29 protein-coding genes are annotated in these 26433 nt (G+C 63.1%); 5 read left to right on the forward strand and 24 right to left on the reverse strand.

Annotated elements, in window-relative coordinates:
• Positions 1 to 4 precede the first annotated feature (4 nt).
• From GGQ64_RS26165 to GGQ64_RS26225, 13 genes are all read right to left on the reverse strand, one after another.
• A complete protein-coding gene (locus tag GGQ64_RS26165) occupies positions 5 to 691 on the reverse strand; it encodes a hypothetical protein (RefSeq protein WP_210300460.1) in 687 nt (228 codons plus the stop codon).
• The gene (locus GGQ64_RS26170) at positions 691 to 1446 is read right to left on the reverse strand and encodes a hypothetical protein (protein ID WP_183808246.1); all 756 of its coding nucleotides are present in this window, start codon (positions 1444 to 1446) and stop codon (positions 691 to 693) included. Before GGQ64_RS26170 ends, GGQ64_RS26165 begins: the two co-directional genes overlap by 1 nt.
• Positions 1447 to 1542: 96 nt before the next feature.
• A complete protein-coding gene (locus GGQ64_RS26175) occupies positions 1543 to 1965 on the reverse strand; it encodes a hypothetical protein (protein WP_183808247.1) in 423 nt (140 codons plus the stop codon).
• Positions 1962 to 4025 carry a hypothetical protein gene (locus GGQ64_RS26180; protein WP_183808248.1) on the reverse strand — a complete coding sequence of 688 codons (2064 nt, stop codon included), beginning with the start codon at positions 4023 to 4025 and terminating at the stop codon, positions 1962 to 1964. Before GGQ64_RS26180 ends, GGQ64_RS26175 begins: the two co-directional genes overlap by 4 nt.
• A 35-nt stretch (positions 4026 to 4060) precedes the next feature.
• A complete protein-coding gene (locus GGQ64_RS26185) occupies positions 4061 to 4780 on the reverse strand; it encodes a phage adaptor protein (protein WP_183808249.1) in 720 nt (239 codons plus the stop codon).
• A gap of 11 nt (positions 4781 to 4791) precedes the next feature.
• Complete coding sequence (locus GGQ64_RS26190; protein ID WP_183808250.1) at positions 4792 to 5181, reverse strand: hypothetical protein; 390 nt, start codon at positions 5179 to 5181, stop codon at positions 4792 to 4794.
• 91 nt (positions 5182 to 5272) lie between these two features.
• Positions 5273 to 5734, reverse strand: a complete 462-nt coding sequence (locus GGQ64_RS26195; protein ID WP_183808251.1) for a hypothetical protein — start codon at positions 5732 to 5734, stop codon at positions 5273 to 5275.
• A gap of 61 nt (positions 5735 to 5795) precedes the next feature.
• Positions 5796 to 6839 carry a phage major capsid protein gene (locus tag GGQ64_RS26200; RefSeq protein ID WP_183808252.1) on the reverse strand — a complete coding sequence of 348 codons (1044 nt, stop codon included), beginning with the start codon at positions 6837 to 6839 and terminating at the stop codon, positions 5796 to 5798.
• Between the two features lie 29 nt (positions 6840 to 6868).
• On the reverse strand, positions 6869 to 7912 hold the full coding sequence (locus tag GGQ64_RS26205) for a hypothetical protein (protein ID WP_183808253.1): 1044 nt from the start codon (positions 7910 to 7912) through the stop codon (positions 6869 to 6871).
• Between the two features lie 67 nt (positions 7913 to 7979).
• On the reverse strand, positions 7980 to 10052 hold the full coding sequence (locus GGQ64_RS26210) for a hypothetical protein (protein WP_183808254.1): 2073 nt from the start codon (positions 10050 to 10052) through the stop codon (positions 7980 to 7982).
• Positions 10052 to 11671 (reverse strand): terminase large subunit domain-containing protein, encoded by a 1620-nt coding sequence (locus tag GGQ64_RS26215; RefSeq protein WP_183808255.1) that lies wholly within the window; start codon positions 11669 to 11671, stop codon positions 10052 to 10054. Before GGQ64_RS26215 ends, GGQ64_RS26210 begins: the two co-directional genes overlap by 1 nt.
• Complete coding sequence (locus GGQ64_RS26220) at positions 11668 to 14586, reverse strand: hypothetical protein (protein WP_183808256.1); 2919 nt, start codon at positions 14584 to 14586, stop codon at positions 11668 to 11670. The genes GGQ64_RS26215 and GGQ64_RS26220 overlap by 4 nt, the downstream gene beginning before the upstream one ends.
• Before the next feature lie 104 nt (positions 14587 to 14690).
• Positions 14691 to 15956 (reverse strand): hypothetical protein, encoded by a 1266-nt coding sequence (locus GGQ64_RS26225; RefSeq protein ID WP_183808257.1) that lies wholly within the window; start codon positions 15954 to 15956, stop codon positions 14691 to 14693.
• 129 nt (positions 15957 to 16085) lie between these two features.
• Between GGQ64_RS26225 and GGQ64_RS26230 the strand changes: the two genes are divergently transcribed.
• The gene (locus GGQ64_RS26230; RefSeq protein WP_183808258.1) at positions 16086 to 16838 is read left to right on the forward strand and encodes a hypothetical protein; all 753 of its coding nucleotides are present in this window, start codon (positions 16086 to 16088) and stop codon (positions 16836 to 16838) included.
• 316 nt (positions 16839 to 17154) lie between these two features.
• Here the strand turns inward: GGQ64_RS26230 and GGQ64_RS26235 are convergent, their stop codons facing one another.
• Entirely contained in the window at positions 17155 to 17508 is a 354-nt protein-coding gene (locus tag GGQ64_RS26235) for a Gp49 family protein (RefSeq protein ID WP_183808259.1), read from the reverse strand.
• Between the two features lie 347 nt (positions 17509 to 17855).
• The gene (locus GGQ64_RS26240) at positions 17856 to 18407 is read right to left on the reverse strand and encodes a hypothetical protein (protein ID WP_183808260.1); all 552 of its coding nucleotides are present in this window, start codon (positions 18405 to 18407) and stop codon (positions 17856 to 17858) included.
• 82 nt (positions 18408 to 18489) lie between these two features.
• Here GGQ64_RS26240 and GGQ64_RS26245 point away from each other — a divergent pair, with 82 nt between their 5' ends.
• The 4 genes from GGQ64_RS26245 (at position 18490) to GGQ64_RS26260 (ending at position 19906) form a co-directional block, all read left to right on the forward strand.
• On the forward strand, positions 18490 to 18681 hold the full coding sequence (locus GGQ64_RS26245; protein ID WP_183808261.1) for a hypothetical protein: 192 nt from the start codon (positions 18490 to 18492) through the stop codon (positions 18679 to 18681).
• Positions 18682 to 18969: 288 nt separating this feature from the next.
• A complete protein-coding gene (locus GGQ64_RS26250) occupies positions 18970 to 19230 on the forward strand; it encodes a hypothetical protein (protein ID WP_183808262.1) in 261 nt (86 codons plus the stop codon).
• A 145-nt stretch (positions 19231 to 19375) separates the two neighbouring features.
• A complete protein-coding gene (locus tag GGQ64_RS26255) occupies positions 19376 to 19702 on the forward strand; it encodes a hypothetical protein (protein WP_183808263.1) in 327 nt (108 codons plus the stop codon).
• Positions 19703 to 19708: 6 nt separating this feature from the next.
• Positions 19709 to 19906 (forward strand): hypothetical protein, encoded by a 198-nt coding sequence (locus tag GGQ64_RS26260; RefSeq protein WP_183808264.1) that lies wholly within the window; start codon positions 19709 to 19711, stop codon positions 19904 to 19906.
• A gap of 104 nt (positions 19907 to 20010) precedes the next feature.
• On the opposite strand, the gene GGQ64_RS26265 is transcribed toward GGQ64_RS26260, so the two are convergent.
• From GGQ64_RS26265 to GGQ64_RS26305, 9 genes are all read right to left on the reverse strand, one after another.
• Complete coding sequence (locus GGQ64_RS26265) at positions 20011 to 20157, reverse strand: hypothetical protein (protein ID WP_183808265.1); 147 nt, start codon at positions 20155 to 20157, stop codon at positions 20011 to 20013.
• A 105-nt stretch (positions 20158 to 20262) separates the two neighbouring features.
• Positions 20263 to 20832, reverse strand: a complete 570-nt coding sequence (locus GGQ64_RS26270; RefSeq protein ID WP_183808266.1) for a hypothetical protein — start codon at positions 20830 to 20832, stop codon at positions 20263 to 20265.
• Between the two features lie 429 nt (positions 20833 to 21261).
• Positions 21262 to 23241: an AAA family ATPase gene (locus tag GGQ64_RS26275; protein WP_183808267.1), complete on the reverse strand. Its 1980-nt coding sequence runs from the start codon at positions 23239 to 23241 to the stop codon at positions 21262 to 21264.
• A 100-nt stretch (positions 23242 to 23341) separates the two neighbouring features.
• Positions 23342 to 23809, reverse strand: coding sequence for a helix-turn-helix domain-containing protein (locus GGQ64_RS26280; protein WP_183808268.1), 468 nt, complete (start codon positions 23807 to 23809; stop codon positions 23342 to 23344).
• Positions 23802 to 24461 (reverse strand): hypothetical protein, encoded by a 660-nt coding sequence (locus GGQ64_RS26285; RefSeq protein WP_183808269.1) that lies wholly within the window; start codon positions 24459 to 24461, stop codon positions 23802 to 23804. The genes GGQ64_RS26280 and GGQ64_RS26285 overlap by 8 nt, the downstream gene beginning before the upstream one ends.
• Positions 24454 to 24669, reverse strand: coding sequence for a hypothetical protein (locus GGQ64_RS26290; RefSeq protein WP_183808270.1), 216 nt, complete (start codon positions 24667 to 24669; stop codon positions 24454 to 24456). Before GGQ64_RS26290 ends, GGQ64_RS26285 begins: the two co-directional genes overlap by 8 nt.
• Before the next feature lie 222 nt (positions 24670 to 24891).
• Positions 24892 to 25617, reverse strand: coding sequence for a hypothetical protein (locus GGQ64_RS26295; RefSeq protein WP_183808271.1), 726 nt, complete (start codon positions 25615 to 25617; stop codon positions 24892 to 24894).
• Entirely contained in the window at positions 25614 to 25841 is a 228-nt protein-coding gene (locus tag GGQ64_RS26300) for a hypothetical protein (protein WP_183808272.1), read from the reverse strand. Before GGQ64_RS26300 ends, GGQ64_RS26295 begins: the two co-directional genes overlap by 4 nt.
• On the reverse strand, positions 25834 to 26427 hold the full coding sequence (locus GGQ64_RS26305) for a hypothetical protein (protein ID WP_183808273.1): 594 nt from the start codon (positions 26425 to 26427) through the stop codon (positions 25834 to 25836). The genes GGQ64_RS26300 and GGQ64_RS26305 overlap by 8 nt, the downstream gene beginning before the upstream one ends.
• Positions 26428 to 26433 lie beyond the last annotated feature (6 nt).

Here is a 26433-nt window from a genome sequence, read left to right on the forward strand (position 1 = left end):
CAGGTCACCCGGTGAACGGCGTTGAGTATTTACGACGCGGCATGTTGGCGCTGCTGGACCCGCCGTAGCTGCCGACCAGCCCACCGAGCCCCTGCAGGATCCCGCCGATCGGCGAGATCGGCCGGTACGCATGCTGCTCGGCGAAATCCTGCGCGTAGGGCATGATGGCTGAGTTGCCCGCGGCCTTGTTCGAAGATGTGCCGATGTCGCGGCCGGCCTGCGTGTCGAGGAAATTCTGCTCGAGCAGCATGTCACCGTAGCTGCCCAACCGGCCGAGGGCCTTGGCCTGTTCCTTGCTCTCGCCCAAGGCGGCTTTCATGCGCCGGGCCATATCGCCGGAAACAAGTTCGGGCTCCGAACCGGAAATGGGCGCGACAGCCGCGCCGGCCGCTTCGTCCGCGGGGGCTGCCGCAGCCTCGGTGAGCTCATCCGACCGGGTGTCCTGCGCCTTCTGCTGGTCGGCTTCCATTTGCTCGGCAGATGCGTCGGACATGCGCTTGTTGAACGTGTCGCGGCCTTCTTCGGCAAGCTGCTTGTTCTTGACCAACGTTTCGCGCATGGCCTGGTTGCGGGCCTCGGCGATCTCTCGCTGCTGCTTTTCCTGCTGCTTCTGTTGCGTGACCGTGCCGGCCACGCTGAGACCGGCGCCGAGAAGGGCCGGCAACCAAGCGGCTTCAAGTCCGAAACACATTATTGCACCACCCTTCCCGACCCCTTGGTCGAGTAATTGCTCGTGTAGCTGCGCGTCGGGGCAGACGACGAAGCCTGGACGTAATTCTGGAACGGCGTGAGCGCGCTCGCGAAGATTTGGCCAAGGGGCGAGTACTGCGGCGGGGCCACGAGCGTCGTCGCGGCACCCTGCGCCTGCGCGTTGACGCTCATCGGGTCGGCGGACGCCTCGTTGATGGAGTAGAGATTCGATTTGGACTGCTCGACCGAACTCCGCAGCTTGTTCGAAGCGTCGAGCGCCTCATTGGCGATGTTCGTCTTCGCCGTAGAATACTCTTTCGACAGATCGGCGCGCGAAGCGTTGCCGACCGACGAATCCAGCATGCCCCGGTCAGCCAGCGTCGCGACCAGCTTGTCGCCGGTCTTGTTGAACTGGTCCGTGACCTGGGGATTGTAGTAGCCGGTGTAGTCGTCGCGGTAGTCGGAGAAATACTTGTCGTCGAACTTGGTGAAACGCTTGTCGATGGCGGTCTTGCCGAGATCGAGCAGGTACTGGCGCTCCATCTCCTGCATTTCCATGCTCGCACGCGCGTCGGAGCCGAACTTGTCGCGCGAGGGCTCCCATGCGTCGAGATTGGAGAGTTTGGAGAGATTGCCGCCTTTTTTGGCAGCAGCGACGTTGTCCTTCGCCCACGTGTCGAACTGGGTGCGGTAAAGCTCCCACTTGTCGTCTTCATATGGATTGTAAGGCTTATCGCCGCCGCCGCCACCGCACATCGCTGTCGTCCCTGGGTTACCAGAACACCGGGGCAGCGACATCCGGCTCGTAACGACTGCGAGAATGGCCGAAACTAACAAAAAACCTCGGGCGTGTCACGCCCACAGGAAAACTTTGTCGCCCTTGTATTCTCCGATGCCGACGGCGCCCATGGCCTTCATCCAGCGTGGGAAATTCGGGTCGGGGGATTTGGAGATGGTGAAGATGTCTCCGTACTCGGCTGCCCGCTCCTTCATGAACCGCTGGAACTCGCGGCGGCGGCCGAGGCTGCGCTCGAAAAACCCGTCGGCGCCCACCATGAACGTCAGCACCGATTCTCCTTCCTGCGCGAATGCGATGAGGCTGATAGGTGCGCCGCGCTCGAGGATCGCGAAGTGCTCGCCCCGCGCGGCGAACTTGAGGTACCTGTCGAGCACCGTGTCCCGGTCCCACCCGTAGATGGCCATTTCCGCTTTCGTCTGAGGGCACAATCTGGCGAACACATGGACGACATGCTCGGCGCGCGCCTCAACGATCATTGCTTCTCCCCGCCCTGGAAGTGCGTTGCCGTCGAAGAAAGCGACGCATAGCCCGCCGTGTCGCAGGTGTAGCGCATGGCGAAAACCCCGACATAACCCGGCATCCACGCCGCCTCGCGGCCATACGTCACGCCGTCCAGTCGACCGACCTCGACCGTCTTCGTCTCATCATTCGGGTCGACAAGCACTTCGACCTTCCAGACGTTCGATGCCGCGTGGTCGTAGCTGCGCAGCTGCTTCATTGATGCCGGGTCCTGCGCCGACAGGAATGGCGTCTCCACCACGACCGGAAATTCTTCGTCGTCGGGGTATGCGCGGCGATCGGCGCCGCCATAGGTGTAGATCGTGTTGCCAGACCGCAGATAGACGTCTTGCGTCGTCCGAACGATCTCGTCGACCGGCGCGCCGACGTCGAGGTACGACCATGCGGTGATCTTCGACGTCGGGAAATAGGACAGCACGACGATCTGGTCGCCGATGGCCATGAAGAAGCGGCCGTCCCTGCCCTCGACGATGCTTTTGGCCCGGCCGACCTCAAGATCCTCCGTATCGCCGAGCAGTTCCTGGATGTACGGGTCGATCGCGTTGCCGATGTCACTGGCGAAAGCGGCGTCGTAGCCATCCCGGCTGCGCAGCGACCGCACGCCGCTCATGTCCAGGTAGTAGACATCGTTGGCGCCGTAGGAGACGATCGACCCGGCCGCCAAGGTGCCCGTGTTTTCCAGCGCTTGCGCGAACTGGATATTCTGTGCGTCGGCGGCAAGCGTGTAGATCACGACGGTGCTGCGGGCAAAGAACGCGACCTTGCCGTTGTATTCGGCGGCCCCCAGGAGATCGACCTTGCCGTTCGTCTGCGTCGAGACGCCGATGTAGCCCGCGCCGCTCGACGCTGTTGCGTCGGACCAGTTGGTCGGGTCATTCAGCTTGCTGTACTGGATTCGGTGCGCGATCGGCGCCCATATGCGCTGCTTGTGCACCAGCACGGACAGTGCGACGCGCGAGGCGCGCCCGGTCGTCGGATAACGGATACCGTTCAGCGTGATCCGCCACATATAGTTTTCGCCGAATGTGTCCCCGCCGATCTCGACCTGGGCCAGTTTCGCGACCGGATTCACCGTCGTAACGCCGCCGGACATGTTGGTCGTGCCCACCGCGGCGGTACCTTCGACCGTGGCTGCGACCACCCATCCGTTCGCCGTCGCGCCGAGCCCCTCCGCAGCCGTGATCGTGACCGTATCGCCGGCCACGGTGGCGTCGTAGCCATGCACCGAGGCGCCGTTGTTGATCGCGATGGAAAGCACGTTAGCGGTGTGCTCGTCCGAGCTCGACCACAGAACAGGGGCCGAGATGATGGATGCGCCGTTGACGGTCAGCGCCGAAATCTGGTTGCCCGGCCCCACACTGCCGCCAGTGACCTGGATTGTGCCGCTGGCTTTCGCCTCGGCGACAGCGACCACGTTGGCGCGCAAGATCGTGATCACGGCCGTCGGCGCCGAGCTCGGCGTGTCGCCGCTTGCCGTCTGCGTGGTCAGGGTGAAGTCGACGCCGGGGACTTTCGCCTCGATGAAGACTCTGCGCCCCGCGTGTCGCGCCAAGACGGCCGGATTGTCGTTGATCATGCGCGTCAGCCGCTGCGCCACGGTCCCGAACGACGACGTTTCCTCCGCGAGCGTGTCCCAATCTGAGATCACCGTGCCGTCGTAGTAGTGGTGGACAGACCCGTTTTCGTAGCCAGCCACCACATAGAGCTTCCCGTCGAAATCCTTGACGTCGTAGATTCGACGCATGTCGTAGGACATTTCCGACGTGCCCCCCGGAATCTCGGCCTGCAAGCGCTGGTACTGGATGTCAGGCGGCAGCCCTGCCGGGGCCGTCTCCGCACTGCCAAACACGTAAAGCTGGTCGTCCAGTTCGGCGAGGCCGAATGTCCCCTCCGGAAGGGTGTGCGTCGCAACGAACTTCTTCGCGCGCTCGATATCGCCGCCACGGGTGATGAAACCGTTCTGCAGGCGCCAGAGTGTGCCGGGGATGCCGACCGCGCGTGGCCGGCGGCGGTCCATGCCGTACTTGAAGTCGTTGACCGCTAAATACGCCATCAGTCCATGCCTGAGATTCGCACGACGGCCCGGCCGCTCTCATAGCGGTCCCGGCCGCTCTGCAGCCCGATCTGCACCGGTGATTGATCGGAGAGGCTGGCTCGGACGCCGAGCAGGCGAAGGTGTTCGTTGGCAATGTCGACCTTGGCCTTGGCTCCGGCGGCGTCGACCGGCATCAGCAGTTCCGCCGCCGAAAGCAGCACGACGACGATGTCGTCGACCAGGCAAAGATCGCTGTCGCTGACCATCGTGTCGGCGCGCTGGTAGCCTTCGAAGTAGAGGTATTGCGCCGAGCTATCCGGCAAGGGCCAGATTTCGACCTGCGTGCGGTTGGCGGTGATGTCGAACTGCGTGCCCCACTTGAGCGCCGGCGAGGACCGTTCGTTCTCTTCCGGGTCGAACGCCTCGTAGTCCTCGAAATTGATGCCGCGGCGCAGGTGGTAGAAGGACCCGCCATACTTGACCTTGGCGACCGTGATGCGCTCGAGGTCGAGCCCTGCGGGCAGATCGTAGTAGCGCTGACCGCCATTGAGCGTGATGCGGGGGAACTTCCGCAGCAGAAACTCCCAATTCCTGCGCATCGCAAGCACTTGGGCGTTTCTGTTGAGAGTCTGCTTCAAGGACGCGATGTCCTCGACGCCAACGGCGGGGCTTTGCGATCGACGGAGTTCCGCCCGCAACTGCAAGATCAGTTCGCTGAACGCAACGCCCCGCGCCATCGGCCGGCTCCTTACTCGAGACCTTCGGCCAGGCGGGCGATCTCGTCGTCATCCGCGAGGTCGGCTTCGTCGATGACCGGCTTGGGCTCGGCCTTCGCCTTGCCCTTCTTCTCGGGCGCGAAGCCCGGAAGGTGCTCGGGCAGTTCGCCAGCAACGCCGAAGATGCCGTTGATGGAGCGGATTTCGTCGATGGTGCGGAGCGCCTTGCCGTACATCAGCGTGAGTTCGCCGCGCAGCTGGATCGAGCTCATCTTGGCCTCGCCGGCCGGTACGATGTCGGCGACGGAGTCAGCGCCGTGGATGGTGCGCAGGACGATAATCTCGGCTGCGGAAATCTGCGATTTGGGGACTTCGTTATAGAGGGATCCGGAAAGCCGGACCTTGCAGTTGTAAAGGTGCATGTCTCGCATCCTTGCTTGAGCAGAAGGGGGCCGGTCGCCCGGTCCCCCTCACGTTATCTGTAGGTCGACAAAATGTCGATACCTTCGACAGTTACGGCAGCAGGTTCTGGTTGTTCAGCTGGCTCTTGAGAAGGTTGTAGCCGGCGACAAGCTGGTTGGTTTTCGCTGCCAGGGACGCCAGCTGGTTGGCCAGCGTCGCCTCGGTGTAGGAGCCGGGGACATCCGCGAGCGTGTTCGACGCCGTGCCGCCCGTACTGTCGGTCAGCGCGACGATGTCCGCATACTCCGCGAGCGGAAGCTGCAGCACCAACGGCTTGCCGGCCGGGAGCGACGTCGCGTCCTTGTATGTCAGCGTCGCCGAGGACCCGCCGTAGGACAGCGTGAACGTGTCGGCGGCCTGGGCCAGTACGTTCTGCAGGCCCGATGCGACGAGAACTTCGCCGGACTGCGCGTAGCTGGCGGCATTGCGGCCGCCGGGGTAGGTGAACGTGACGGTAGCGTCCGTCGCCACTGCGGACGACGGCGTCACCGTGATTTTATCGAAAGTTGCCATTTGCCTAATCTCCGGGTTTCGTGATGACGAAAGCGGCAGCCGAAGCCGCCGCGATCAGTGATCAAGCGATCGAGTAAACGCCCTGCGCGTTGCGCTGCGTGCAGACGAGGCCGCCGACCCAGGTGAGAGCACGGTAGAAGACGTACTTCGACTCGGGGCGAGCCGGATTGTGCTTCTTCATGCTTTCGCCTTCGATGACCATCGGGTGCAGGCGCTTCGTGTCGAGCACGTAGCAGTATTTCGAGCGGCCCATGTCGTCGAGCGTCGGGTCGTACTCGAAATTCACGCCCTTGAAGCTGATGTCGGCGATGGAGGCATCGGTCGACTTCTTCGCGGTCCAGCCCTCGAGCGTGTAATTGCCCTTGGCGCGCAGTTCCTTCTCCATCCACTCCAGCCACGCGGAGCCGCAGAGAACGGAGTCCGGACGGCCGCCGTAGCGACGCAGCTGGCGCCATTCGCTCTGGAGCTTCTGGACGACAAGCTGTGCATCGGCGCTTGCGGTGCTGAGACCGAGCGACGCGCGGTTGCGCCACCAGGCGTTTGCCGACTGGTCGATGCCGAGAACGACGGTGGCCGTGGTCGGGTCGTCGAGCACGAAGGACCGGATGCCGGGGACCTCCTTGGCGTCCTGGGAACCATCCATCCAGAACATGTTGTTCATGCCCCGGTCGGTGCCTTCCATCATGTCCTCGACCTTGTCCTTCATCAGGTTGGCGAGAACAGTCTTGTCGCGCTGCGAGTGCTTGCGCTCGCCTTCACCGTTCGAAGTGTCGGTGACGGAGATGCCGTCCTTGAGCAGTTCGTGCATCGTGACTTCGATGCCCGAGTGGATCAGCTTCCACGGGGCGCGGCCCCGCTTGATGTTCGCCGGGTTGGCGTAGCCGACCGTGTCGTTGTGCTCGAAACCCTGGATGTCAGTGGTGTATTCACCCTTGACGCCGAAGGTGATCTCTTCCTTGCCGCCGGGGAAGGACTCTTCCTTGGCCATCATGGCCTTGAGAAGCGGCTTCTCCTGCAGCGACTGCGAGCGCACGTCGGGGGTCTTGTAGTGGTAGTCGATTGCCGCGTTGGCGACGTTTTCGATTTCCTGAGCCGTAAAAGACATTGCCTAATCCCTTTCAAGGATTCGGCTGACTACTCGCCCAAAGCCTGGTTGATCGCGTCCATGTAGGTTGCAGGCTTCGACTGAGCGCCAGCGCCGGCAGGGCGGCCCGTCGTCGGCGTGATTGCCTGCGGTGCGGGGCGGAAAACCTTGAGACGGCCTTCAACCGTCTTGAGGCACCCATCCAGCAATTTCCGGACGCCGGCGATGTCGCTCGGCAGATCCTGCGGTGCTGATTGGGCAATCCGGCGCAACTGCAGTTCAAGCTCGCTGTTGACGAGGTCCTGCTTCGTTGACCAATCCGGATCGGAAGTTTTCTTCTGCGCTGCCCAGGCGTCGCCGGCGCGCGTCATCATGTCGACGCGGTTGGCGTGTGCTCGCTCAGCGCTTTCACGCTGGTCTCGCTCGGTCGCGGCTTTCTCTCTCGCAGTCGCGTTCTCGCTGGACTTCCGCGACTTGTGCAGTTCCAGGGCGCGTTGGCGGGTGATGTACCCGGCCTCGACTTCCTGCTGCAGTTCCTGCGGAAGGATGTTGCCGGTCCTATCAAGAAGCTCCTGATAGATCGGCCCCATCAGCTGCAGGGCCTGGTCGTACCGCCCGGTCTGGATCAGTGCGGAGATGTTCACCGCGTTGTCCAGGTCCTGATGGCTGACCGAGTTGGCCCGCATGAAGGATTCCAGTTTATCGATGCGCTCGGCACGCGGCCGTAACTCTTCGATCTGCTGGTCCCGTTCCGTGATCTGGCTTTCAGCCGCCTTTCGACGATCGACCAGTTCGCGGATGCGACTTTGAGCGGTGTGAGAATAGCTCTTGAGCTCGTCTTCGGTCGGGTCCTGCGGGCCGTCTGACCCGTTTTCGCCTCCCTCGTCGGCCTTGACCGTTTCGCCCGTGGGCTTTGAAGTCGAAGCTTCGTCACCACTCGCAGAGGCCGGTGATTCCTCCGTACTACCGAGCGCCGCGTCGATCGCGTCCTCGTAGCTTTTTACACCTTCGTTGGCAGGGGGCGACTCTGCCTGGGAAACGCCCGAAACTTCCACGACACCGGTGTCGGCGCCAGCCGTTGACGAATCGGTCATACGTCCAAATCTCCTGCGACACGCGAACGGTGTCGTTCGCTTTTATTCGCATCTTTCGACATTCTCGTCAAGCGGCGCCCGGCGCCGGCGCGGGATAACCCGGCTGCGGGCCGGGTTCATTGGCCTGCGTCGAAGGCGCGTTCTGCGCCCCCTGCCCGCCTTGCGCGTTCGGATCGCTCGCCGGGTCGCCGCCGACCGGCCCGCCGCCCACGGCCATTTTCGACATCATCGCGTTGATCGCGGTGATGGACGGCGCGCCTTCTGCGTTCAGTTCGTCCGGATCGAGATCAAGCAGGCCCGCCCACTTCTTCGACAACGGTTTCGGATTGATCCCCGGAATCTGCATGAGATACGGCGCCGCGCGCTCGAGGTTGGCCAGTTCGGCGGCCCGATTCGGCCGTCCGGATGAACCGGCTTCCATCGTCAGCAGAATCTCTTTCGACGCTTCGTTGCGCGACATCAGCGTGTCCGGCCACACCGCGCCGGGGCCGACGATCTCGACGACCGTCTGCTTCTGGACGTTCATGAACATCACCTGCCCCGCGGCGCGGAACAGATCGCTCAGCATTTCGTCGAGGTCGTCGACATTGTCGGACTTTGACGTCGCCGTGCTCTGCTCGCCGATCGACGCCTCGGTCGCGGTGCCGCCGCTCATGCCGCCGAGTTGCGCTTCCTGCGTGCCGACGGCGCGCATGAGGTCGTTGAAAACGCCCTCGACCTCGTAGAGGTTCGGATCGATGTTGGCCACCGGGCCGCGCTGGATGAGATCGGAGACCTTCTGGTCCGCGGCCAGCGTCGGCATTTCGATGATTTCGTGGTCGCCGTGGTAGGCCAGCCGGTCCTTTTCGTCCTTCTCGAGCCCCTTGGCCGTCACATAGTACGGCCGCGCGGCGATACGGTGCTGGCGCAGTCCTTCGCGCGAGCGGTTATACTCGTTCTGGATATCCTTGGCGTGCTCGACGTCGCTCTGCGGATAGAGTTCGCAATCGTGCTCGATCTCGTTGAACACGAGCGGGAAGTATGGCCAGAAGCGCTCGAGCCAGACGTCGGGCGTCTTCGGCTCGCGCAGGAATCCCGGATAGCCCTCGCAGATCACGAACTCCTGCTGATTTTCCTTGTCGTGCACCTGGTATACGCGCGCCTTGCAGTCCTTCGGATCTTTGTCGTATGGGTTGCCGTCGGACGCATACCACTTGAAATCCGTCTTGATATCGACCTTGTAGAGTTTCAGGATCTCGTCGGGCGACTTTTCGAATTCCTCGGCTACCCATCCGGCGCCGGACAGCGTTTTCAGGTGCGTGCATTCCGGGTCGACGATGACCTGGTTGGCGCGCGGGAACGACAGCACCGGCCCTTCGCGAACGACCATTTCCTTGTCGCGCTCGAGATCAGCCAGGTTGAGCCGCAGTTGCTCCTTCTCGGCCGACTGCTCGCCGTAGGCGGCGTCGCCCGTTTCCATCTTCGACAGGGCGAGCTCTATGTTTTCGATCTTGGACGTGATGTCGGGGATCTGCGCGGCGACGTCGGGATTCGGCTCGAGAATGCGCTGATACGACAGCTTCACCCATCCGACCTTGCAGACCTTCGCGCGGCGCACGAGCGCCTTGAACTGCTGCTTGTAGTTGGCGCCCTGCTCGTCGAGATAATACTGCCACAGCAGCGACACGGTCTGGCCCATGCGATCGAGCATCAGGTTGGCCTGCATGGCCTGCTGGATTTCCTGCAGGATGGCCATGCCCTGGGGGTCGCCCATGGCCGCCATCTCCATCGCCGCGGTCAGGGAGTCCTCGCGGCCGTCCCACACCGAGAACATCAGGCGCTTGCGGCGCTCGGCGATGCTTTTCGGATTGCGGGCGTAGATCGCGCTGACCGTCTGGTTGATGTGGCGCGCCAGGATCGGCACGGTGTATTTGCCACTCTCTGCCCATTCCTTCGTCGCGCCGAGGCGGGCGAAGTCCTGGTTCTCGCGCATCCGCTTGAATGTCTTCTTGTAGTGCTCCTTCGCCTTGCAGACGCGATCGGTCCACTGCTTGACGAGCAAGCGCGTAGCTTCCGGCACGTCCGCGGTCGGAGAAGGCTCCTGCGCGGTCGGTGCCGGCGGGGTCGGGGTCGCGCTATCCAGGACTTCGGTCTCAGCCATCACCAGCCACCGCTCACTTTCTCTCGTTTTTCACGCTGCGACCGCAGCATCGCCTGCCGGATTGTCCATTGGGGGGATCCGACGCGGATCACGTTGTCGACGGCCCGTTCCTTCACGGGTCCGACCTCTTTCAGGATGCCCATGCCGATGTGGGCCAGCCAGTCGACGAAGTCGTCGTTGGCGCCGAACGGGAACCGCAGGATCTGCGACTTCGCGTCCTGCCACCACGGCGCAAAGCGCGGGAACCGCACCTGTTTGAGCGACATGCGGCCCTGGATGGCGCGGGCGCGGGTCTGCTTGTCCTTGGCCGGTCGGACGGGGTCGATCGTCACATAGAGGCGTTCTTCGATCATCCGTTTGTGCAGGAAAGGCCCGAAAGACTTTGAAATCAATTCATCTTCCATCCACCAGAGTTCGGGCTTGTGCAGCCGGAACTGCAGCAGCATTTCCTCGACCGTGCGATCGGTGGCCATCCGGTCCCATGCCAGGTCGGGCATCACCCACGCGATGTCGTTCTCGCAGACGCCGATGCAGCCGAGCACCGTGTAGTCGCGTTTCTGCTTCTCGCTGACGGCGTGGTCGGACGCGCCGAACTTGCGCAGCCGGTCAGGCAGTTCGTGGGCGTCGTATTCGACGATCCAGTCCGCCTTGAAATACTCGCCGTCCTCGCCCGTCGGGTTTCCCATGTAGAGGGCGTTGAAGGTGCGCGGGTCCATGCGTTTGGCTTCGGCCAGGAAGCTCAGCCCCTTGCGGTCGGGCCAAAGGGCCGATTTCGGCTTCGGGCCGAACTGCTCGATGACGCGCTTCTCGGTCGGCACTTCCAGGGTGAGCCCGAGCGTCTCGGCCAGCGCCGGATCCTCGACGACCGCCGGCAGGTTGATGTAGACCCAATCGTCGGCGATGCCCGCATACGCCTTGTTTCGCTCCGGATGGTTCGGGTCGCACAGCCGGCCGATGAGGTCGTCGCCGTGCCAGCGGGTGTGGACGACGACGATGCCGCTTTTGGAGTGGCAACGGGTGAAGACCACGGCGTTGAACCATTTCCAGATGCGGTCGCGGTAAAGCTGGCTCTGCGCGTCGTCGTCGGAGCGGATAGGGTCGTCGACGATGAAGAAGTCGGCAGGCTTACCCGTACCGGAGCCGCCGACGCCGACAAACGCGGTCTTGCCCCCTTCCGGCGTGATCAGAAGGTCGACCGCGCCCTTGTCGAGCGTGTGCTTCGGAAAGATGCTCTGGTGGACTTCCGACTGGATGCGCCCGCGCACTTCCGAGCCGAATTCATCGGCGAAGTTCTGGTTATATGTGCCGAGCATCAGGTTGCGGTATGGGTTACGCCCGGTGCACCACGCCGGGAACGCACGCGACAGCACTTCCGATTTGCCCAACTGCGGCCCGATCGACACGGCCACGCGCTTGAGTTCGCCGCGCTCGACCTTCTCCATGATCTGGCACAACAGGATGGCCTGCGGCGTCGTCGTGTACCGGGTCGCCTCGGCTATGCCTGGCCGTTCCGGGTCCGGCATCTGCAGCTGGACGTAGCGCAGCAGGTTCGTCTGCGCTTCCTTGCGCGCCTTGACGTTTTTAAGCTGCTGCAGCTGGCGATCGATGGCTTCCGTCATGTCAGTTCCACGATCCAGCGCCGGCCGGTGCCGGTTCGGTTCTTGAGGTAGAGGTCCCCCGTCGTGGCATCGAGGAAGACGTTGAACTTGGCGTCCGTGCCGTCCGAAGTCCCATCGGTGAGGATGGAGGCCGACCCGACGACGTCCGGACCAATGGCCCCAATGTCGACCAGCGTCGCCGAGCCGGGCGCGACCAGGAAGTCGCCGTACCCGTCCCCGCCGTTCGGGATCAGCTTCACCCCGAGCCGCTCACCCTGCGGCGCCGCGTTGGGGATGCGGATAACCAGGTCGTCGTTGAGCAGGAACCGCCATTGGCGATTGCCCGTCTGGACCGCGCAGTCCAGCGTCGGCCAGTGGCCCGAGCTTCCGATGATGAACTTCGCCACCGGCGGCAGCATCCGGTACGTGCCGGCGCCGTAGTTGGAGACATGCAGCGAGCCGAGATCGATGTGGGAGTACCCGACGCGCGCTTCGCCGGAACCGCCCTCAACCTTGATGAACTCGAAAGTGGTGCCGGCCGGCGCCCCGATCACGACCTTGTCGTTTTCGACAAAGAGGTTCTTCACCGAATAGGTGGACGTGATGCCCAGGCTCAGGAATGCCTCGCGGAGCCCGTGCGCGTCGTTGTTGCTGATCCGGGTGATGCCATCGTACTTCCAGTCGCCAGACCCGGTGCTGATCCCGAGGCGAACGAACGCCTTCGGCAACTTGTCGGTCTGCGTCGTGTCCCACGCCGTGGCAGAGTCCATCTTGTCGGGAAAATCGGTGCGGCGATAATTGCTGTCGCGCACCGTGAGACCGGTGCCGTGCGTCGCGTAGACGCAATACTCCATCCGCCCCCGGAAGTTGACGTCGGAGATCACCGTGTCGCGGTTGCGGACGTTGATGGCGTACTGGACGTCGCTGATGAATCCCTTGCTGAAAACGATGCCTTCGATCGCGCCGTGACCGCCGATGCCGTAGTTGGGCGCGTCGCCGTCCGGATAGAAGAAGCTCGGGGCCTGCAACGACAGGCTCTCCAGTTCGCAGGAAACCCCGTTCGTATCCGCCTGCGCGTACAGCCGGTTTGCCGAGGGAGGCACCGCCAGCGGGAACGTGTAGGTCCCAGGCTCGGTGATGTAGCTCGTGACGGAAAGCTGTGTCGTGTCTTCGAAGAATCCGAACCGGATGCCCCCGCCGGTGATCGAGTTGATGACGGCCACGATGTACGCGGTTTCGCCGGGCACGAACCCGCTGATGGCCGCATAGAGGCTGCCGGTGGTGCCCCCGGTGCGGGTCGCCTTGCCTCCGGAGATCGCCCACGGCGTGCTCGTCGTCCAGCCGGTCGCGCTGTCGAATTCCGGCGCCTGGACGATTTCGCCCACGCCGGACGTCGCGTTGCCGCCGGTGATGTGGAAGTCGGTCACGATGACGTCGCGCGTGACGCTCTGGTTCTGCGCCGCCGACGTCGTGTCGAAATCGATCGACCGGCGCATGCCGCGCGACTTCAAGCCGGTGACGATGCCGCCGTACCAGGAGTTGGCCGACATGCCGTAACCCATGGAACCGCCAACGAGTTCCACCCCGCCGCCACGTACCTCGTAATTGTCGACGCGCGGCAACCATGCCCGCGTGATCGCCAGCGCGCCCGGCCCGGTGCAGCCCTCGATCATCACTTCGTGCGCCCGGAAGTTGACGGTGCGGTCCATCATGAAGCCGCGCGTGCCCGCGCCTGGCCCGGATGACGGGAACAGGATGCCGATATTGTTGACTTCGCCGGTGTCCGGTTCCCACGCCTTGATGTAGAGGGTGTCGACGCCGATCGTGTAGACGTCACGGGTGTAGTCGTCGATGACGACTTCGTCGGTCGCCTCGAGCACCTTCGAAATCAGGTGCATTTCCGAGCAGTAATATTGACCGCGGTCGTCATAGTACCAGAGCCGGTTCGACGCGATCGTCAGGACCATGCCGGCCCGGATGCCGGTCACGTCGGCGAGCTTGATCCGCCGCATGCCGGGAATGACATTCTCGGCCAGGGCCAGGCCCGTGACGTCGCCGGCCGCGTCGCTGAAATTGCCGCGCCCGATCTGGATGAAGCGACCGGCGCTGCCCGTCGCATCGGCGACAGCCTGCGGGACGTGGAAGATGGGCCTGCCCATCGGGTCGCCCGAGAGATAGACCCGCTTGCGTGCCGCGGACGTGTTGAGGTAGCGGTCCATCTTGTAGTTCGTGCCGGGGATGTAGAGTTCCCGGCCTTCGGAGATAGCCTGCGTGAACGCGGCGTGAATGGCCACGGTGTCGTCGACCAACGCGTCCTCGTTGTCGCTGCCGCGCGCGCCTAGCTCCCACATGTTGAGCGGGATCGAGCGCTGGAAGTGCGAGAACAGCTTGGGACGAAAGATGCCTTCCGTCGCCAGGGCGTCGGTGCCGACCGCCCCGTCAGCGATCTTGGCCGCCCCGACCGCGCCGTCGGCGAGCTTGCCCGTCGTGACGGACCCGTCCGTCGCCACCGTGCCGATGTCGAGCGATCCCGGCGGAATCGTCGCATCGGCGATCGAAAACAGGAATTCCCATGTCGCGGTATCGACGTCGGGCCGGTTGGCGGTCGTCGACGTGTGCGTGACCATCGCCCGATAGAACTTGTCGTCGTAAACGACGCCGTCCGCCGTGCGATAGTCCGAGCCAGCCGCCCAATACCCCTTCAACGTAAAACCCACCGACAGCGACGGCTGCAGCTGGTCGTAGCCAACCGTCTGATTCATCAGCGCACCGTCATCGCGCTGGATGAGGCCGATGTTGTCGATGATCTCGTCGGTGGTCCGCTTGACGCGGTTGAGCTCGGCCTCGACCTGGTTGGCCGGGACAGGAGTGGCGGGTGTCAGCGCCTGCTGGTTAGCGAAATTGAACGCTCGATTGTACTTCGTCGGCTGCGCCACGGGCCATCTCCGTTCGGGGCAGCCGCTCGCGACGCGGCATTAACGACGATTGTGCCGGCAAATTACCTTGTCGGCTTTTGTCGGTCAATGGCGATCGACAGCGATCAGAACCAGCGGCCCGCCGCGACGCAACGAAGGGCAATCGCTGCCGCCGTCGACACCGATGCCCACGCACGCACAGTCGCAGCGCTTGTCGAAACGCCGGTCATCGACCCGCCGCAGGCGCAGTCGTTGCGCGATCCGGAGATGGTCACGGTAGGTGCGGCTGCGAACGCCCCGCCGGGGAATGTCCAGGTGGTGCCGGCGGATTGCCAGAACAGCGCACCGGTCGCCACATCGACGTTTCCCGTGGTTGCGAGGGTAAACCAGCAGATCATCGTCCCGTCCGCATACTTGACATAATCGCCGTTGGCGTTGCTGCCGCGCTCTACGATTGCGCCTGTCGGCGTGCCGCCGGACTGAGACACCGTGCCGACGATTGCCTGCGCAACAGCCGTATCTGCCGCCGACGTCCTGATGAACCCGCCGGCAGCCACCGTGAGCCCGGCGATCGACGCCAGGAGTGCGTCATACGCCTGCACGTTCGTTCCGATGGTGAGCCCCAGTGTCGTCCGCTGCGCGGCAGCATCTGCGTCGTCGACCAGAGCGCGTCCGGCAGCGGTGAACGTGGCGAGCGCGGCGGTCGTGCCGTTGGTGAAGTACGGCAGCCGGTCAGCCGCCGGCGTCAGCGCCCGGATGGCCGTCAGGCTGGCGCTTGGCTGGACCGCGGTATCGGCGGTCGCGCCCTGCGCCGCCGTGGCAAACGCCGTCGTGTCTTCGTAAGCGGCCGTGCCAAGGTCGCCCGGCTGGACCGCGGTATCGGCGGTAGCGCCCTGCGCTGCGGTCGCGAAGGCGCTGCTGGCCTGCGTGGCCGCAGTCCCGAGCTCGAGCACGCTCCGCGCCGCCGCCGCGTCTACGCTGTCCGCCAGATTGAAGCCGTAGGACGTTATGCTCGCCAGCCCGGCGATGTAGCCCTGCACCGTGACGCCGATATCCGACTGTTTTACCGAACTGGCGACGGAAGCCGCTGCCGCGACCGCCGACGCATCCGCCGCTGCAGCCGAGCCGGACGCGGACGACGCCGATGCCGCCGCCGCGGCCACGCTCGCGTTGACGTTCGACGTCACTTCGGGTTTCAGCTGGTCCAGACCGACCGTCTCGTTGGCCAGTTCGCCGTCATCCCGTCGCAGATCCGCCAGCGCTGCCTGGGTCTCATCGAGCGATTCCTTCACCCGGTCGAATTCGGTCTCGACCTGCGCGGCAGGAAACGCACTCGTCGGCACCATGCCGAAAAAGTCCGCGAATCGTTCATATTGCTTCGGCTGCGCCATGGTTTGCCATCTCCGACAACCGGTCGCGACGCGGCGTTAACGACGAAACGAGCGCAAAATAACGTGTCGGCTTTTGTCGGTCAATGGATTGCGGTATGTTCGACGAATTGTTGGACAGGAGGCGCCGGAATGGCCGCAAACCCGAACACTGACCTTGCCGCGGCCATCCGCGCGACCGCGATGTCGCTCGGCATCGACCCGCTCGACCTGGCGACGGCCATTTCCTACGAAACCGCCGGCACTTTCGACCCCGTCAAGACCGGGCCGACGACGCAATGGGGCCAACACAAGGGCTTCATCCAGTTCGGCGAGCCGCAGGCCCGCCAATACGGCGTTGACTGGGACAATCCGGTCGGATCGCAGCTTGGCCCCGACGGCGCGGTCGCGAAATACCTGCGCGCCACCGGCGTCAAACCCGGTATGGGCCTGATGGACGTCTATTCGGCCATCAACGCCGGCGGGGTCGGCCGGTACGGTGCCAGCGACGTGAACAACGGCGGCGCGCCCGGCACCGTCGCCGACAAGGTCAATTCGCAGATGGGCGGCCATCGCGCAAACGCGCAGCGCCTGTTCGGCGGAATGCCCGTCAACGCACCCGACGGGCCCAAAGGTCAGGAAAACTGGCCGACCGCCGCACCGGCAGCGCCGATGGCCATGCCCGCCCCTGCCCCGGCCGAAACGCCGATCGGATCCATGCTCGCGGGCCTCGCCGGCGGCATGGAAATGCCGGCCCAGGCCGAAGCGCCCCGAATGCGGCCCGACGGCGGCGACAACATGCTGCCAGCCGCGGCCATGCAGATGGCGGAAAAGGCCAAGGGGCTGAAATCGGCGTTCATGCCCGATCTCGACGCGATTTTGGGGCTCGGCAAGCGGCCCGTCTGAAACCGCGACAATTGATTTTCGGAGTTTTGAGCCCTGGCCATCTGCCGGGGCTTTTTCGTGCGCGGCGGTTGATGTCGCGCGGTGCGCTTTCCGGGTCGAAAAAGGCCGTATTTTGCGGCGCAACCCGAGTTGCAAGCAGTTACAACTTGCAAGCGGTCTGAGAAATGCCCGGTCTGCGCTCTTGGGCCGCTCCATTTGCACCGCCCTTTTCAGGGAGCGGCCGGGGCGTCACGGCCAGGTTCTACACCAACGAGAGTCGCCTTGTTCCTGTCACCGGTCGGGCAAGTTTAGGAGGACTAACGCCCCGCCATGAAACTCAGAATGGAATGTCGTCGTCATCACAGAGGGTCGTTTTCCCTCGGACGGCGGCGTCGGCCAGATGCTGCTTGAGCAGGTACCCCTCGAGCGCCCAAATCTTGTTGCGCGCATTTTCACGCGCGATCTTGCGGCCAATGGCTTCGTCGAAGTTTTCGGGGCTTGCGGCGGCGCTTTCGCCCGTGACCTGGAAGCCGTTCCGCAGCGTCAGCGCGCAGACGGTCAGCGTGGTTCCGGGGAACACGTGGTACTGCTCTGCCAGGATCGTATCGTCAATCAGGGCCGGCGTGAGACGGGGCGCATTCAGGCCCTTGGCCTGGATTTCAGCCTCGATCTGCTGTTCGTTGTGCGACATCCGGATGGCCTTTCTGTTGCGGGGAGAAGGATGCCGGCAGCGCGATATGGTCGGGAGGGGACGGTTGGCGCGCTGCCGGCAGGAGTTGGCGGGTTGTGGTCGGGGTGGGAAGGTGTGCACCGGGGAGTATGCATTTCTTCCTGCCCGTCGTTGTGTAGCCCGCTGTTGGTTTTGTAGATGAATGTAGGACTGTTTGCAAGAGTGAAACCGACAAATTTTCGCTCGCTTAGGAAAATCGGGATTAGCACGTGCAGCAGCTGCGGCGCGGGGCACCCCCAGGGGGTGGAGCCGGCCAGGGGGCGAGGCCCGGTTTCGAGGACATGCCGCCTTCTAGAGGCTGTATTAAGCTAAAGCATATCAGCTAGTTGGCTATCATCTGGCGCGCTAACTGGCACACTATGCCCGGTATCGGCCTCGATCGTCGAGCCCCCGAGCGCTGTTAGGCTGATCGTCTTGGCCATGCCTTGCTTACGCGCCTCGAGGTCCTGGATGAGCGCGTCGAGCGTCGAGGCGTCGAGCTTGTCGAGGTCAACCGGCTTATCGCCAGCCTCGCCTTGCCCATAGCCGGCCATCTCCATCAAGGTCTTGCCGATCTGGTGCTTGACGCCGGGCGCTGTGTCTTTCGCTATCAGGAGCTTGTACTGCACCGCCAGCGCCGCCGGCGCGGCGACCACGGAAAGGAAATGTTTCGTCATGATTTCAACGGCGCGGGCGTAGCTTTTGCTCAAACTGAGCATATCCCATGTAATACTATTACAATATCCCGCGCGCACCATTGCGGACTCTCCACGTTCGCTAAAAAGCAAGAGCCAAGCCACGTGCGCCTCGCGCTTGTCAATCTGCAGCGCCTGGCACTCTTCATCGCTAAGCGGAAACTCATTTGTCAGGAGTAGGGTCATATCACTAAAAAGCCTCTTGCATATTTATGTCGCTGGTTGTAGAAAGAATCATATTCGACATTTAGCCACGGGGAAATAGGCCATGTCCAAGACACCTGCCATCATCGCAGCAGCGATCGCCCGCCGCACCGCCGCTGGCCTGAAATTGACCTTCATCATCCCTGCCGACGATATCGGCCCGGAACGCGAGTGGTCTTGCTTCCCATCCACACATGAGCAACGCGCAAAGTGGATCGCCGAAAAGGCGAAACACGGCTGGCGCGTTTCCGAATAAACAACGGGGAACAATCACATGCGCTATTTCTCGCCATATCGCCGACCATTGATCTTACTAACGGACGCTCCCGCCGCTGCGCCGCGCAATCCTGTAAGCCCTACCGCGCGCCATGCAGATGAGCGCGCCGCCCGTCATTCCTTCAAGATCCAGATACCCACACAGAGGCGCACCAAATGAACGCCCTCAACTACTTCAAAGCTGGCCGCGGGTTATTACTGCACCAAAGCGGGGACAGCTTTTCTTTTGCCCACAATGTCGAAACTATCGAAAACAGAGGATCTACAAATGCGTCAAGCTATCGTCACTAAGTTTCTCGGGCCTACCAATTTCCGCGGTTCGCGCGTCAAGGCCACAGCCTCTGCAGGATCCGTTACTGTCAGCTGGAGCCATGCGCTGAACTCGCAACAGAACCATGATGCGGCTGCCAAGGCTCTTGCGGTCAAACTCGACTGGAAAGGCGCTTGGTTCGCCGGCGGCATGCCGGACGAAACCGGCAACGTCTATGTCTGGAGCGCAGACGGTTTTGATGAAGGATTCCGGGTATGACCGACGCGCCCCTCACCCTCAAAGATTGCGCCGAGATGGCCCTCGAATTCCTCACCCTGTCCGCGTTCTGCGCATCGCTCACCGTCTGGCTTATCGCGCTTTGACGCGTCGCCAGTGTCGAATTTAACGAATGGAGAAAACCGACATGAAGACCTTAGCCGAAACAAAAATCAAACTCATCAACCCTTGGGCCAAGTTCAAGTTCGGCATGACTGCCGAAACATACAACGCCCTTCGCAAGGCCGACCGGCGCCCCCGCGAAGGTACGCGAGATGGCCGCAATTACGACAAGCGCCGAGCGATCGAGTACATGCGCCTCTTGACCGGCAAAACGATCGTTGCCGCTGAGTTCGATAAGACCATTGACCGCGTTCGATGGGTGAAGACCAGCCTAGGCGAAAAGCTGGAAATTCCGAACTGGGATTGGACAGGCGTCGCGATCGATGAAGACACCTTTGAATTGCTGCAGTGACGCGCCATGACTGACTTCACAAACCGCCCCCTCGCCGCCCCTGGCCTGATCAGCTACCGTTGCAAAGGCCGATACGGCTGGATCATGATAGGTGCGCGCGATCACGACGACGCCATGCGCGAAGCGTACCGCAGCTACAAGGAAGCCAAGCGCGAAGAACTCGAAATATGGGACGGGGCGAAATACCGCCCCGTGCTCGAATGATCGACGTCCTGACACTCGCCGCGCGCGCCGCTTGCCTGCTATTCGTGCTGGCGCTCATCGCCCCGCATATGCTCTGAAACCACGGCGCCGCACTGGCGCCGTTTTCACATTTGGCCGGTCCAGTAGGCCCAGGCGACAACCCCGATCGCCGCTATCACCGCAAGCGCACCCGTCGCCGGCGACATTATCGCCTCGACAAACACGATCGCCGCAGCCGCGATCAATTCCCCTGCCCTGATAACAACGTGCATGTCCGCCCCTCAAAGTCACAAGGCGGGCACCATACCCAATCCAGCCCGTTCCCGTCAAATCGCTGTCGGTCTCCGTTATTCGCTAAAATCGACACAGCGCCCCGCCTACGCGTTTTCATCGTCGCCGGCTACCTCGCCATAGGCGCGCCACTTCTCGCGCATCCTGGCCCGCTCTGCGCCCGATTCTGCCCCTATCCGATATCGATACTTCGGTTTGTTCGCGAGCCTGTACCGTTCAATCGGGGTTTCACCTGCCGACCATGGCGATTCCGGATCTTCGACCACGGCCATGCGCTCGACCAGACCCAGGCGCCGCGCCTTCTGAAACACGATCGCCTTGGCGCCGTTCGTCGTCGTCTCCGGCAACAACGCCCGCAACTGCGCGAACGTGTACCACTTGGCGCCGTCCGTCCGGATCAGCAACAATTCGATCAGGCTAAACGCCGGGCGATTGTACCGGCCATACCGTGGCGCCGTCTCGATTACGGGCACCGCGTGTTTGAGCTTGCGCCGCCGCTGGCGATGATGCCGGCGATTGTGCGCCTCAATCCCATCACGCGCCGCCTTGACCGTTTCCGCCCGTCGCATCTGCTTGCCGCCCCTGGCCGGACGGGCCAGCTTCGTCAGGTATGCGTCCAGCCTGTCCCGCGCTTCGTGTTCGTCGTCACCGCTCATTGTTTTTCACCTTCTCCAAAAAGTCGGGCGCACCCGGTTTTTCGGAAACTCCAAAAAGTCGGGGCCAGATGCTGCTGCTTTCCGAAACTACGACAAATACCCATTCTCGAAATCCGGGCTGCGTGGGCATCCGTGGGGGCTGTCCCCCCCTAAAGGGGGACAGACACCCGAACGGAAGTGCCCCCGACCGCTATGCCGAGCCCTATAGAAACTACGACAAAAGGCCACTTCCGTTCGACTTCCGTTCGAGCTAAGTGTTTGATTTCGTGCTTCCGTTTCCACTTCCGTTGGACTTCCGTTCACTTCCGTTCGTTTCCAATTGTCGTTGATGCGTTCGCCTCTTGCGAAATCGAACGGAAGTGAACGGAAGTGGGTTTCACTTCCGTTCGCGTAAGTCATTGATTTTACGCTTCCGTTTCTCACTTCCGTTCACTTCCCGCGCCCGAGTCGATACATGTTGCGCCCATCTTTTATGACGTACTTCACGCCCTCGATTGCGTGCTTCCAGGTACCCACGTGCCGCTCCGTGAAGGGGGGCCTCTCCCCCTCCCTCCAACCCGTGTCCCGCGACCTGTAAAATGCGAAAAGCCACTCGCGCCACGTCACCACGCCCTTGCGTCCTTCCAGTTCGGAGACCTCTGCCAGCCGCTTGAACACTTCGAAAAGCGCGAGCTCATCGCTCGTCAGCACCGCCGGCGCGTCGAACTCGCTGACGTCCACATACTCGACGATCGCCGAGTGCAGTTCCCTGCCTGTCGGGTCTTCGCCAATGGCCTGGTCCACCAGCTTGAACAGGAGCGGGTCCTTGAGCATCTCCAGGTCGCGCTGCTTGGTGGTCTCGATCTCGCCGTCCTTGCGCACCAGTATCTCCGTGTCGGCCGCGCCAAAGAGGGAGCTATGGCCGCGTGCGCCGCGGTTCTCGTCCTTGCCCGTGTGGTGGATGACCATCGTCGTGGCGCCGGTCTCTTCGCGGATGAGATCGATGTTGCGGATGAAGGCGCCCATGTCCTGCGCGCTGTTCTCGTCGCCGCCACCGAGCGAACGGGCGAGCGTGTCGACGACGACGAGCCGTAAGGGCAGGTCTGCCTTCTTCGCGGCGAGCATGCCGTATCGGGCGATGGCCCTGGCGTCTTCCTCCGTCGTGCCGAGGTTGACGCCAACGGGCGCGAGGAACAGCGGCGCGTCGTCTGTGAGACCGCGGTGAATGGCGAGGGCCGCGATCCGGCGGAAGATGCCGCCTTCGCCTTCCGTTGCGATGTACAGCACGGCGCCATGCGATGTCTCTCTTCCGCACCACGGCTGGCCGGACGCGATAGCGCCCGCCATGTCGAGCGCGTTGAAGGTCTTCGCCGCGTTCGGGGCGCCATAGAGCACCACGAACGAGTTCTGGTTGATGATGCCGTCGATGAGGGGATTGAGCGGCGTGGCCGTGGCCTTGAGTTTGGACGCGCCGGGTTGGTAAATCTTCCAGCGTTTGGGTGGCGTTTTGCCTTGCGCGGCGGCGATGGCCTCTTTGCTTGGCGGCGTGCCGATATCGATCGTCGACACGTCAAACTCTTCGTCGACAGTATCGAAGTCCGCCGCGGCCGTCTTGCCGCCCCATGACCCCGTCGCATAGGTGAAAGCGTTCTGCACCTTGAGCGCGAGCTCGTCCGGTTGCCATGGGGGCTCGGCGTGGGATTCGTTCCAGTGCTCGAGCATGAGGTCAAGGGCGACGGCCTGAGACAAACCAAAGTCGCGCAGCATCGCCGCGGTCTGGAATGTGTTCTGATCGCCGCCCTCGCCTTCGATCGCTTTGGGCGCGCGCAGCATGAGCCATGTCGTCGCCTTGGCGACGTTGGCCTCGGTGTCGAGATCGACGACCGGCGTGTCCGTGTGGGCCTGGTGGTTGGGCCGCTTGCCCAGTACTTCGTAGAGGGCGTCTGGTGCGGTGGCGATGGGGGCGTCGTTGAGTGCCGTGTACGTCCCTTCGGGCGTGGTGCTTCCGATACCGACGATGTAGCCGTTCTCGCCCCTGATATCGATGCCGGGGTAGCCGTCGACCGTGTCGGCGCGGTTGGCAATGGTGCGGTCGACTATGAGCAGCGTGTGGCTGCCGCCCGAGGGGGTGCTTGCGCGGAACGTGGTGGGCAGGATCTCGAGGTCGAGCGCGTCGAGGCTCTGCGCGCCCGGCTTGCCCTTCTTGACATCGGCGTCGATCGCGATGATGCCGCGGCCGGTCGCGACACCGATATTGTAATGCGGGTTTTCTTCCCACCAGTTGTCGACCTTGGCCGTTTCGGTGGTGGCCGCGTGTTGCCACGCCTGCAGCGCGGGGATCTTCGTGCCTGGCCATAACGGAAAGACGCGGATGCCAAGGGCGGCGTATTGCAGGGCGTGCTGGTGCTTGGTGAGGGCTGATTCGGTCATGGCGGGTCTATCGAGCATCGGCGGTTACTTCTGCGCATCTGGTGTGGACGGCCATTCTTGTCCCCTTTCGTAGATGAAGTGAATTCGATTCTTTCGACAATCACGGCAGCGCGTGTTGTGCGCGCAGTTCCGCGTTCGCGGCGCGCAGCTTGCGCAGGCCCTCGCGCCGGTTTTGAACGCGGCGGGCCATGACGTCGGGCCGAAGTAATGTCGACGCGGCTGCGTGCGAGCAGCCAATGGCGCGGGCGATGTCTGCGACCGACATGCCGCCGGCGTGCAGTTCGAACAGCCTGTCGCGCTCGTCGTCGGTGAGCCTGCGCCGTGTGCGGGCGTCGCCGGCGTGACCGAACTTGCGCCAGGCCGCGATGACGGTCGTGTGGTCGCGGCCGCCGAGCAGGTGCCCGATGCGGGTCGCACTCAGCCCGAACACCTGGTTGAGCTCGACGCAGAGCCGCTGGCGGAGCCGCGAGACGTCATGACGCCGCACGCCGGCCATGAGCTCCTTGTGGCTGATGAGGGCTTTGGTGCAGCGCTGCTTGATGTATTCGGCAGGATCGGGCTTACCCACGTTCCTCACCTCCTGCGCCAGCGGAAAGGGAGGGGGCGGCGACTTCCAAGTCGCACATATCGCACGATCTGTACCGCGGGAAATCTCGCCCTTCAGGCCAATATCTCACCCACGCTGCACGTCTGGCAGGAACGTCCGGGTCGTCATTGTCTACGGCTAGGATAGTGACAGGCGCATCCTTTGGGAAGGATCCTTCCTCACCAACCCACTTTGCCGTCGCCACAGCCTCCACCTCTACCCCCGACGATGCCGGGGAGGTGGTGAGGGCGGAGCGGATGCAGGCCTCGTAGTCTTCCTGCGCGGCGGCTTTGGCGGCGTACGCTGTAGGGAAATCCCCGTCAAGCAAACTGCACCGCCACTTGTCAGCATCGACTTCCCATACCGAGTAGCAGGCGACAAACTGAGTTTGCGCTGTCCACAAGCCTACGCCTTCCGTCCACTCCAGCGGCTTCACGCCCACCGTCCCCGCCTCTACCGCCAGCGCGGCGGTGAGGAGACGTGCAACCTCGGCGCTTGCTTCGGCTCCCATTCTCGACGTCCAGTATTCTTGCGGTCCGTCGTAGCCTAGGATAGCGCCGGCCTCCAGATCGCGGATTAGGCGTTGAACTCGTTCGATGACGGGTGTCTGTGCTGCCTCTGTCGGCTTAATCATGGCTTGTGCTCCTGCGGGTGTCGTGAATGCGCTGCGCCGCCTCCTTCGCGTCTGAAAGCGTCAGGAACTTACGAAATGGGAACACTCCGACCCCGCGCAATTCGAAGTAGGAAACGGGCGCTTCGACAAATTCGATTGAGTAATGGACGCCCTTTGATGGGCGGGATACGTGGTACGGAATTTCGCCGCTCCAATTTAGCTTGGCCATCACACCTCCCTCTCAGCATTGGCGTCACCAGAGAGGGCGGAGCGGCCGGCGTCGGTGAGGACGTAACCACGGCCGGTCCATATGACGAATCCCTCCGCGATGAATTTGGACAGATCCGGGTCCACCCTTTGGGTGTTAGGCGGGCAGCCACCCCACAAGGGCGTGTCGCTCTCGGAAAGAGCGCGAAGCTGTGATATTTGGCTTCCGTTGAGTTTCGCCATCTCACTCCCCCTTGTCGGCAGAGGGCGGGAGGGAGAGGGCGCGGTAGTGCGACGGGTCCGGCTCGCTGTCGGCGTCATCCGTCCAAAACCATGCGCCTTCGCCAGGCTCAAACGTGAACCAAGCGTTGTAGTAACGGCCCTTCTCGTAGGCGAGCACCTGATTATCAATGTTGATCGATTTCAAAAGCTCAAGTGGCGGTTCCTCGGGAACTTTCGTCCACCCGTCGTCCGCCTCAATCACCGCGTCGGCGTCTACCGCATGGGTGGGGGTGGCTTCGTAGAGCGGCGTTACCTCTGCGATGAAGGGCGACGGGGACGGCTCAAACGCACTGTACGTCGTGTCCCACCCTTGGCTCCGAGAGCAGTCCTCGTACCGCCACGCCACCGGCTCCGCTTCCGGCGCAAGGGATGGGGAGGCGAGGGTGGACATTGCCGACCAAACCTTCACTGCAACGTCGCGATAGGTGTCCGTCCCGGCGCCCCTCGAGTCCTCCTCGGCCTTCATGAGTACGACTGCACCTGCTCGCGCCATTTCGCTATGAGGGCCCACCTTCCCCGCTTCAAGCTGGGAGAGGGCGCGGGTGCGCTCGGCGAGGGCATTCGACACGATCTCCTCGCAGATACGATAGATCGCGTCTTCGTTGGCCGTTCCTGGCGCGACGTTGTTCTCTCGGCACAGGACGCGGCGGCGCTTGATCTCGGATAGAACTTCTTGCAATCCGCTCATGCTCGGTTCCACTTCAAATGGTTGCGCCCGTAGACGATCCACAGTGCTAGGTTCATGGGGAGAAGGCCGTAAGCTCCGACCGCGAAGATCCAGACCAGCCACAGCGCCTGATTGGCGAGACCGAGCAGCCACGCGTTGCGCGACTTGTTGCCGGCGAGCACGGTCATGTAGATCGTGATGGCCGATAGCAGCCACGGCAGGTAGAGACGGATGACCTCACTCATCTTTCGGTTCTCCTGTACGGGCGAGGACGGCGCGGAGAACGGCGTCGATCCGCCCCATGGCGTCGGTTAGTGTGCGGTGCACGTCCTTGTCCTCAACCTGGTTGCTTTCGATCGCGCCGCGAGCGTTGCGCATGCTGGTGCGGGCCTGCCCCAACGCGGCCTCAAGCCGCGAGACGCGGGCCTGCAAGACCTGCTCGCTATCATCGAGAACCGCGAATGCGGCGGCATGCTCGTCCCGCTCCTTCTCAGCGGCTTCGCGGGCGGCGCGCTCGGTGGCGAGGGAGGCCTCTAGGCGCTCGGTGTATTCGAACATTGCCGTTGCGTTAGGTCCGGTGTCCGTCTTTCCCGCGAAAACCTCGAAAGCCGCCTGTACCCGCTCCGGTCTCTCCTCCAGCATCCGCGCCCCTTCCGGTGCGCCCGGAACGGGAGGACGAAGGGAAAGGACATTTACCAGACCTCTGTCTCGCTCTTCCTTCGTAGAGAACGGGTATGCGGCTCGGAGCAAGCTGTCGATCTCCGAGCGTGTCAGCGTCACGGTCTCTTCCGTCACTGCGCTTGCACCTTCCGGTGCGGGGGTGGGGGTCATGGGCGG

This window comes from Mycoplana azooxidifex (assembly GCF_014196765.1).
In the GTDB taxonomy this organism is placed as follows: domain Bacteria; phylum Pseudomonadota; class Alphaproteobacteria; order Rhizobiales; family Rhizobiaceae; genus Mycoplana; species Mycoplana azooxidifex.

Coding starts and splice junctions, on each gene's coding strand:
- GGQ64_RS26165 (WP_210300460.1), bottom strand. CDS start 691: ATGTGTTTCGGACTTGAAGCCGCTTGGTTGCCGGCCCTTCTCGGCGCC.
- GGQ64_RS26170 (WP_183808246.1), bottom strand. CDS start 1,446: ATGTGCGGTGGCGGCGGCGGCGATAAGCCTTACAATCCATATGAAGAC.
- GGQ64_RS26175 (WP_183808247.1), bottom strand. CDS start 1,965: ATGATCGTTGAGGCGCGCGCCGAGCATGTCGTCCATGTGTTCGCCAGA.
- GGQ64_RS26180 (WP_183808248.1), bottom strand. CDS start 4,025: ATGGACCGCCGCCGGCCACGCGCGGTCGGCATCCCCGGCACACTCTGG.
- GGQ64_RS26185 (WP_183808249.1), bottom strand. CDS start 4,780: ATGGCGCGGGGCGTTGCGTTCAGCGAACTGATCTTGCAGTTGCGGGCG.
- GGQ64_RS26190 (WP_183808250.1), bottom strand. CDS start 5,181: ATGCACCTTTACAACTGCAAGGTCCGGCTTTCCGGATCCCTCTATAAC.
- GGQ64_RS26195 (WP_183808251.1), bottom strand. CDS start 5,734: ATGGCAACTTTCGATAAAATCACGGTGACGCCGTCGTCCGCAGTGGCG.
- GGQ64_RS26200 (WP_183808252.1), bottom strand. CDS start 6,839: ATGTCTTTTACGGCTCAGGAAATCGAAAACGTCGCCAACGCGGCAATC.
- GGQ64_RS26205 (WP_183808253.1), bottom strand. CDS start 7,912: ATGACCGATTCGTCAACGGCTGGCGCCGACACCGGTGTCGTGGAAGTT.
- GGQ64_RS26210 (WP_183808254.1), bottom strand. CDS start 10,052: ATGGCTGAGACCGAAGTCCTGGATAGCGCGACCCCGACCCCGCCGGCA.
- GGQ64_RS26215 (WP_183808255.1), bottom strand. CDS start 11,671: ATGACGGAAGCCATCGATCGCCAGCTGCAGCAGCTTAAAAACGTCAAG.
- GGQ64_RS26225 (WP_183808257.1), bottom strand. CDS start 15,956: ATGGCGCAGCCGAAGCAATATGAACGATTCGCGGACTTTTTCGGCATG.
- GGQ64_RS26230 (WP_183808258.1), top strand. CDS start 16,086: ATGGCCGCAAACCCGAACACTGACCTTGCCGCGGCCATCCGCGCGACC.
- GGQ64_RS26235 (WP_183808259.1), bottom strand. CDS start 17,508: ATGTCGCACAACGAACAGCAGATCGAGGCTGAAATCCAGGCCAAGGGC.
- GGQ64_RS26240 (WP_183808260.1), bottom strand. CDS start 18,407: ATGACCCTACTCCTGACAAATGAGTTTCCGCTTAGCGATGAAGAGTGC.
- GGQ64_RS26245 (WP_183808261.1), top strand. CDS start 18,490: ATGTCCAAGACACCTGCCATCATCGCAGCAGCGATCGCCCGCCGCACC.
- GGQ64_RS26250 (WP_183808262.1), top strand. CDS start 18,970: ATGCGTCAAGCTATCGTCACTAAGTTTCTCGGGCCTACCAATTTCCGC.
- GGQ64_RS26255 (WP_183808263.1), top strand. CDS start 19,376: ATGAAGACCTTAGCCGAAACAAAAATCAAACTCATCAACCCTTGGGCC.
- GGQ64_RS26260 (WP_183808264.1), top strand. CDS start 19,709: ATGACTGACTTCACAAACCGCCCCCTCGCCGCCCCTGGCCTGATCAGC.
- GGQ64_RS26265 (WP_183808265.1), bottom strand. CDS start 20,157: ATGCACGTTGTTATCAGGGCAGGGGAATTGATCGCGGCTGCGGCGATC.
- GGQ64_RS26270 (WP_183808266.1), bottom strand. CDS start 20,832: ATGAGCGGTGACGACGAACACGAAGCGCGGGACAGGCTGGACGCATAC.
- GGQ64_RS26275 (WP_183808267.1), bottom strand. CDS start 23,241: ATGACCGAATCAGCCCTCACCAAGCACCAGCACGCCCTGCAATACGCC.
- GGQ64_RS26285 (WP_183808269.1), bottom strand. CDS start 24,461: ATGATTAAGCCGACAGAGGCAGCACAGACACCCGTCATCGAACGAGTT.
- GGQ64_RS26290 (WP_183808270.1), bottom strand. CDS start 24,669: ATGGCCAAGCTAAATTGGAGCGGCGAAATTCCGTACCACGTATCCCGC.
- GGQ64_RS26295 (WP_183808271.1), bottom strand. CDS start 25,617: ATGAGCGGATTGCAAGAAGTTCTATCCGAGATCAAGCGCCGCCGCGTC.
- GGQ64_RS26300 (WP_183808272.1), bottom strand. CDS start 25,841: ATGAGTGAGGTCATCCGTCTCTACCTGCCGTGGCTGCTATCGGCCATC.
- GGQ64_RS26305 (WP_183808273.1), bottom strand. CDS start 26,427: ATGACCCCCACCCCCGCACCGGAAGGTGCAAGCGCAGTGACGGAAGAG.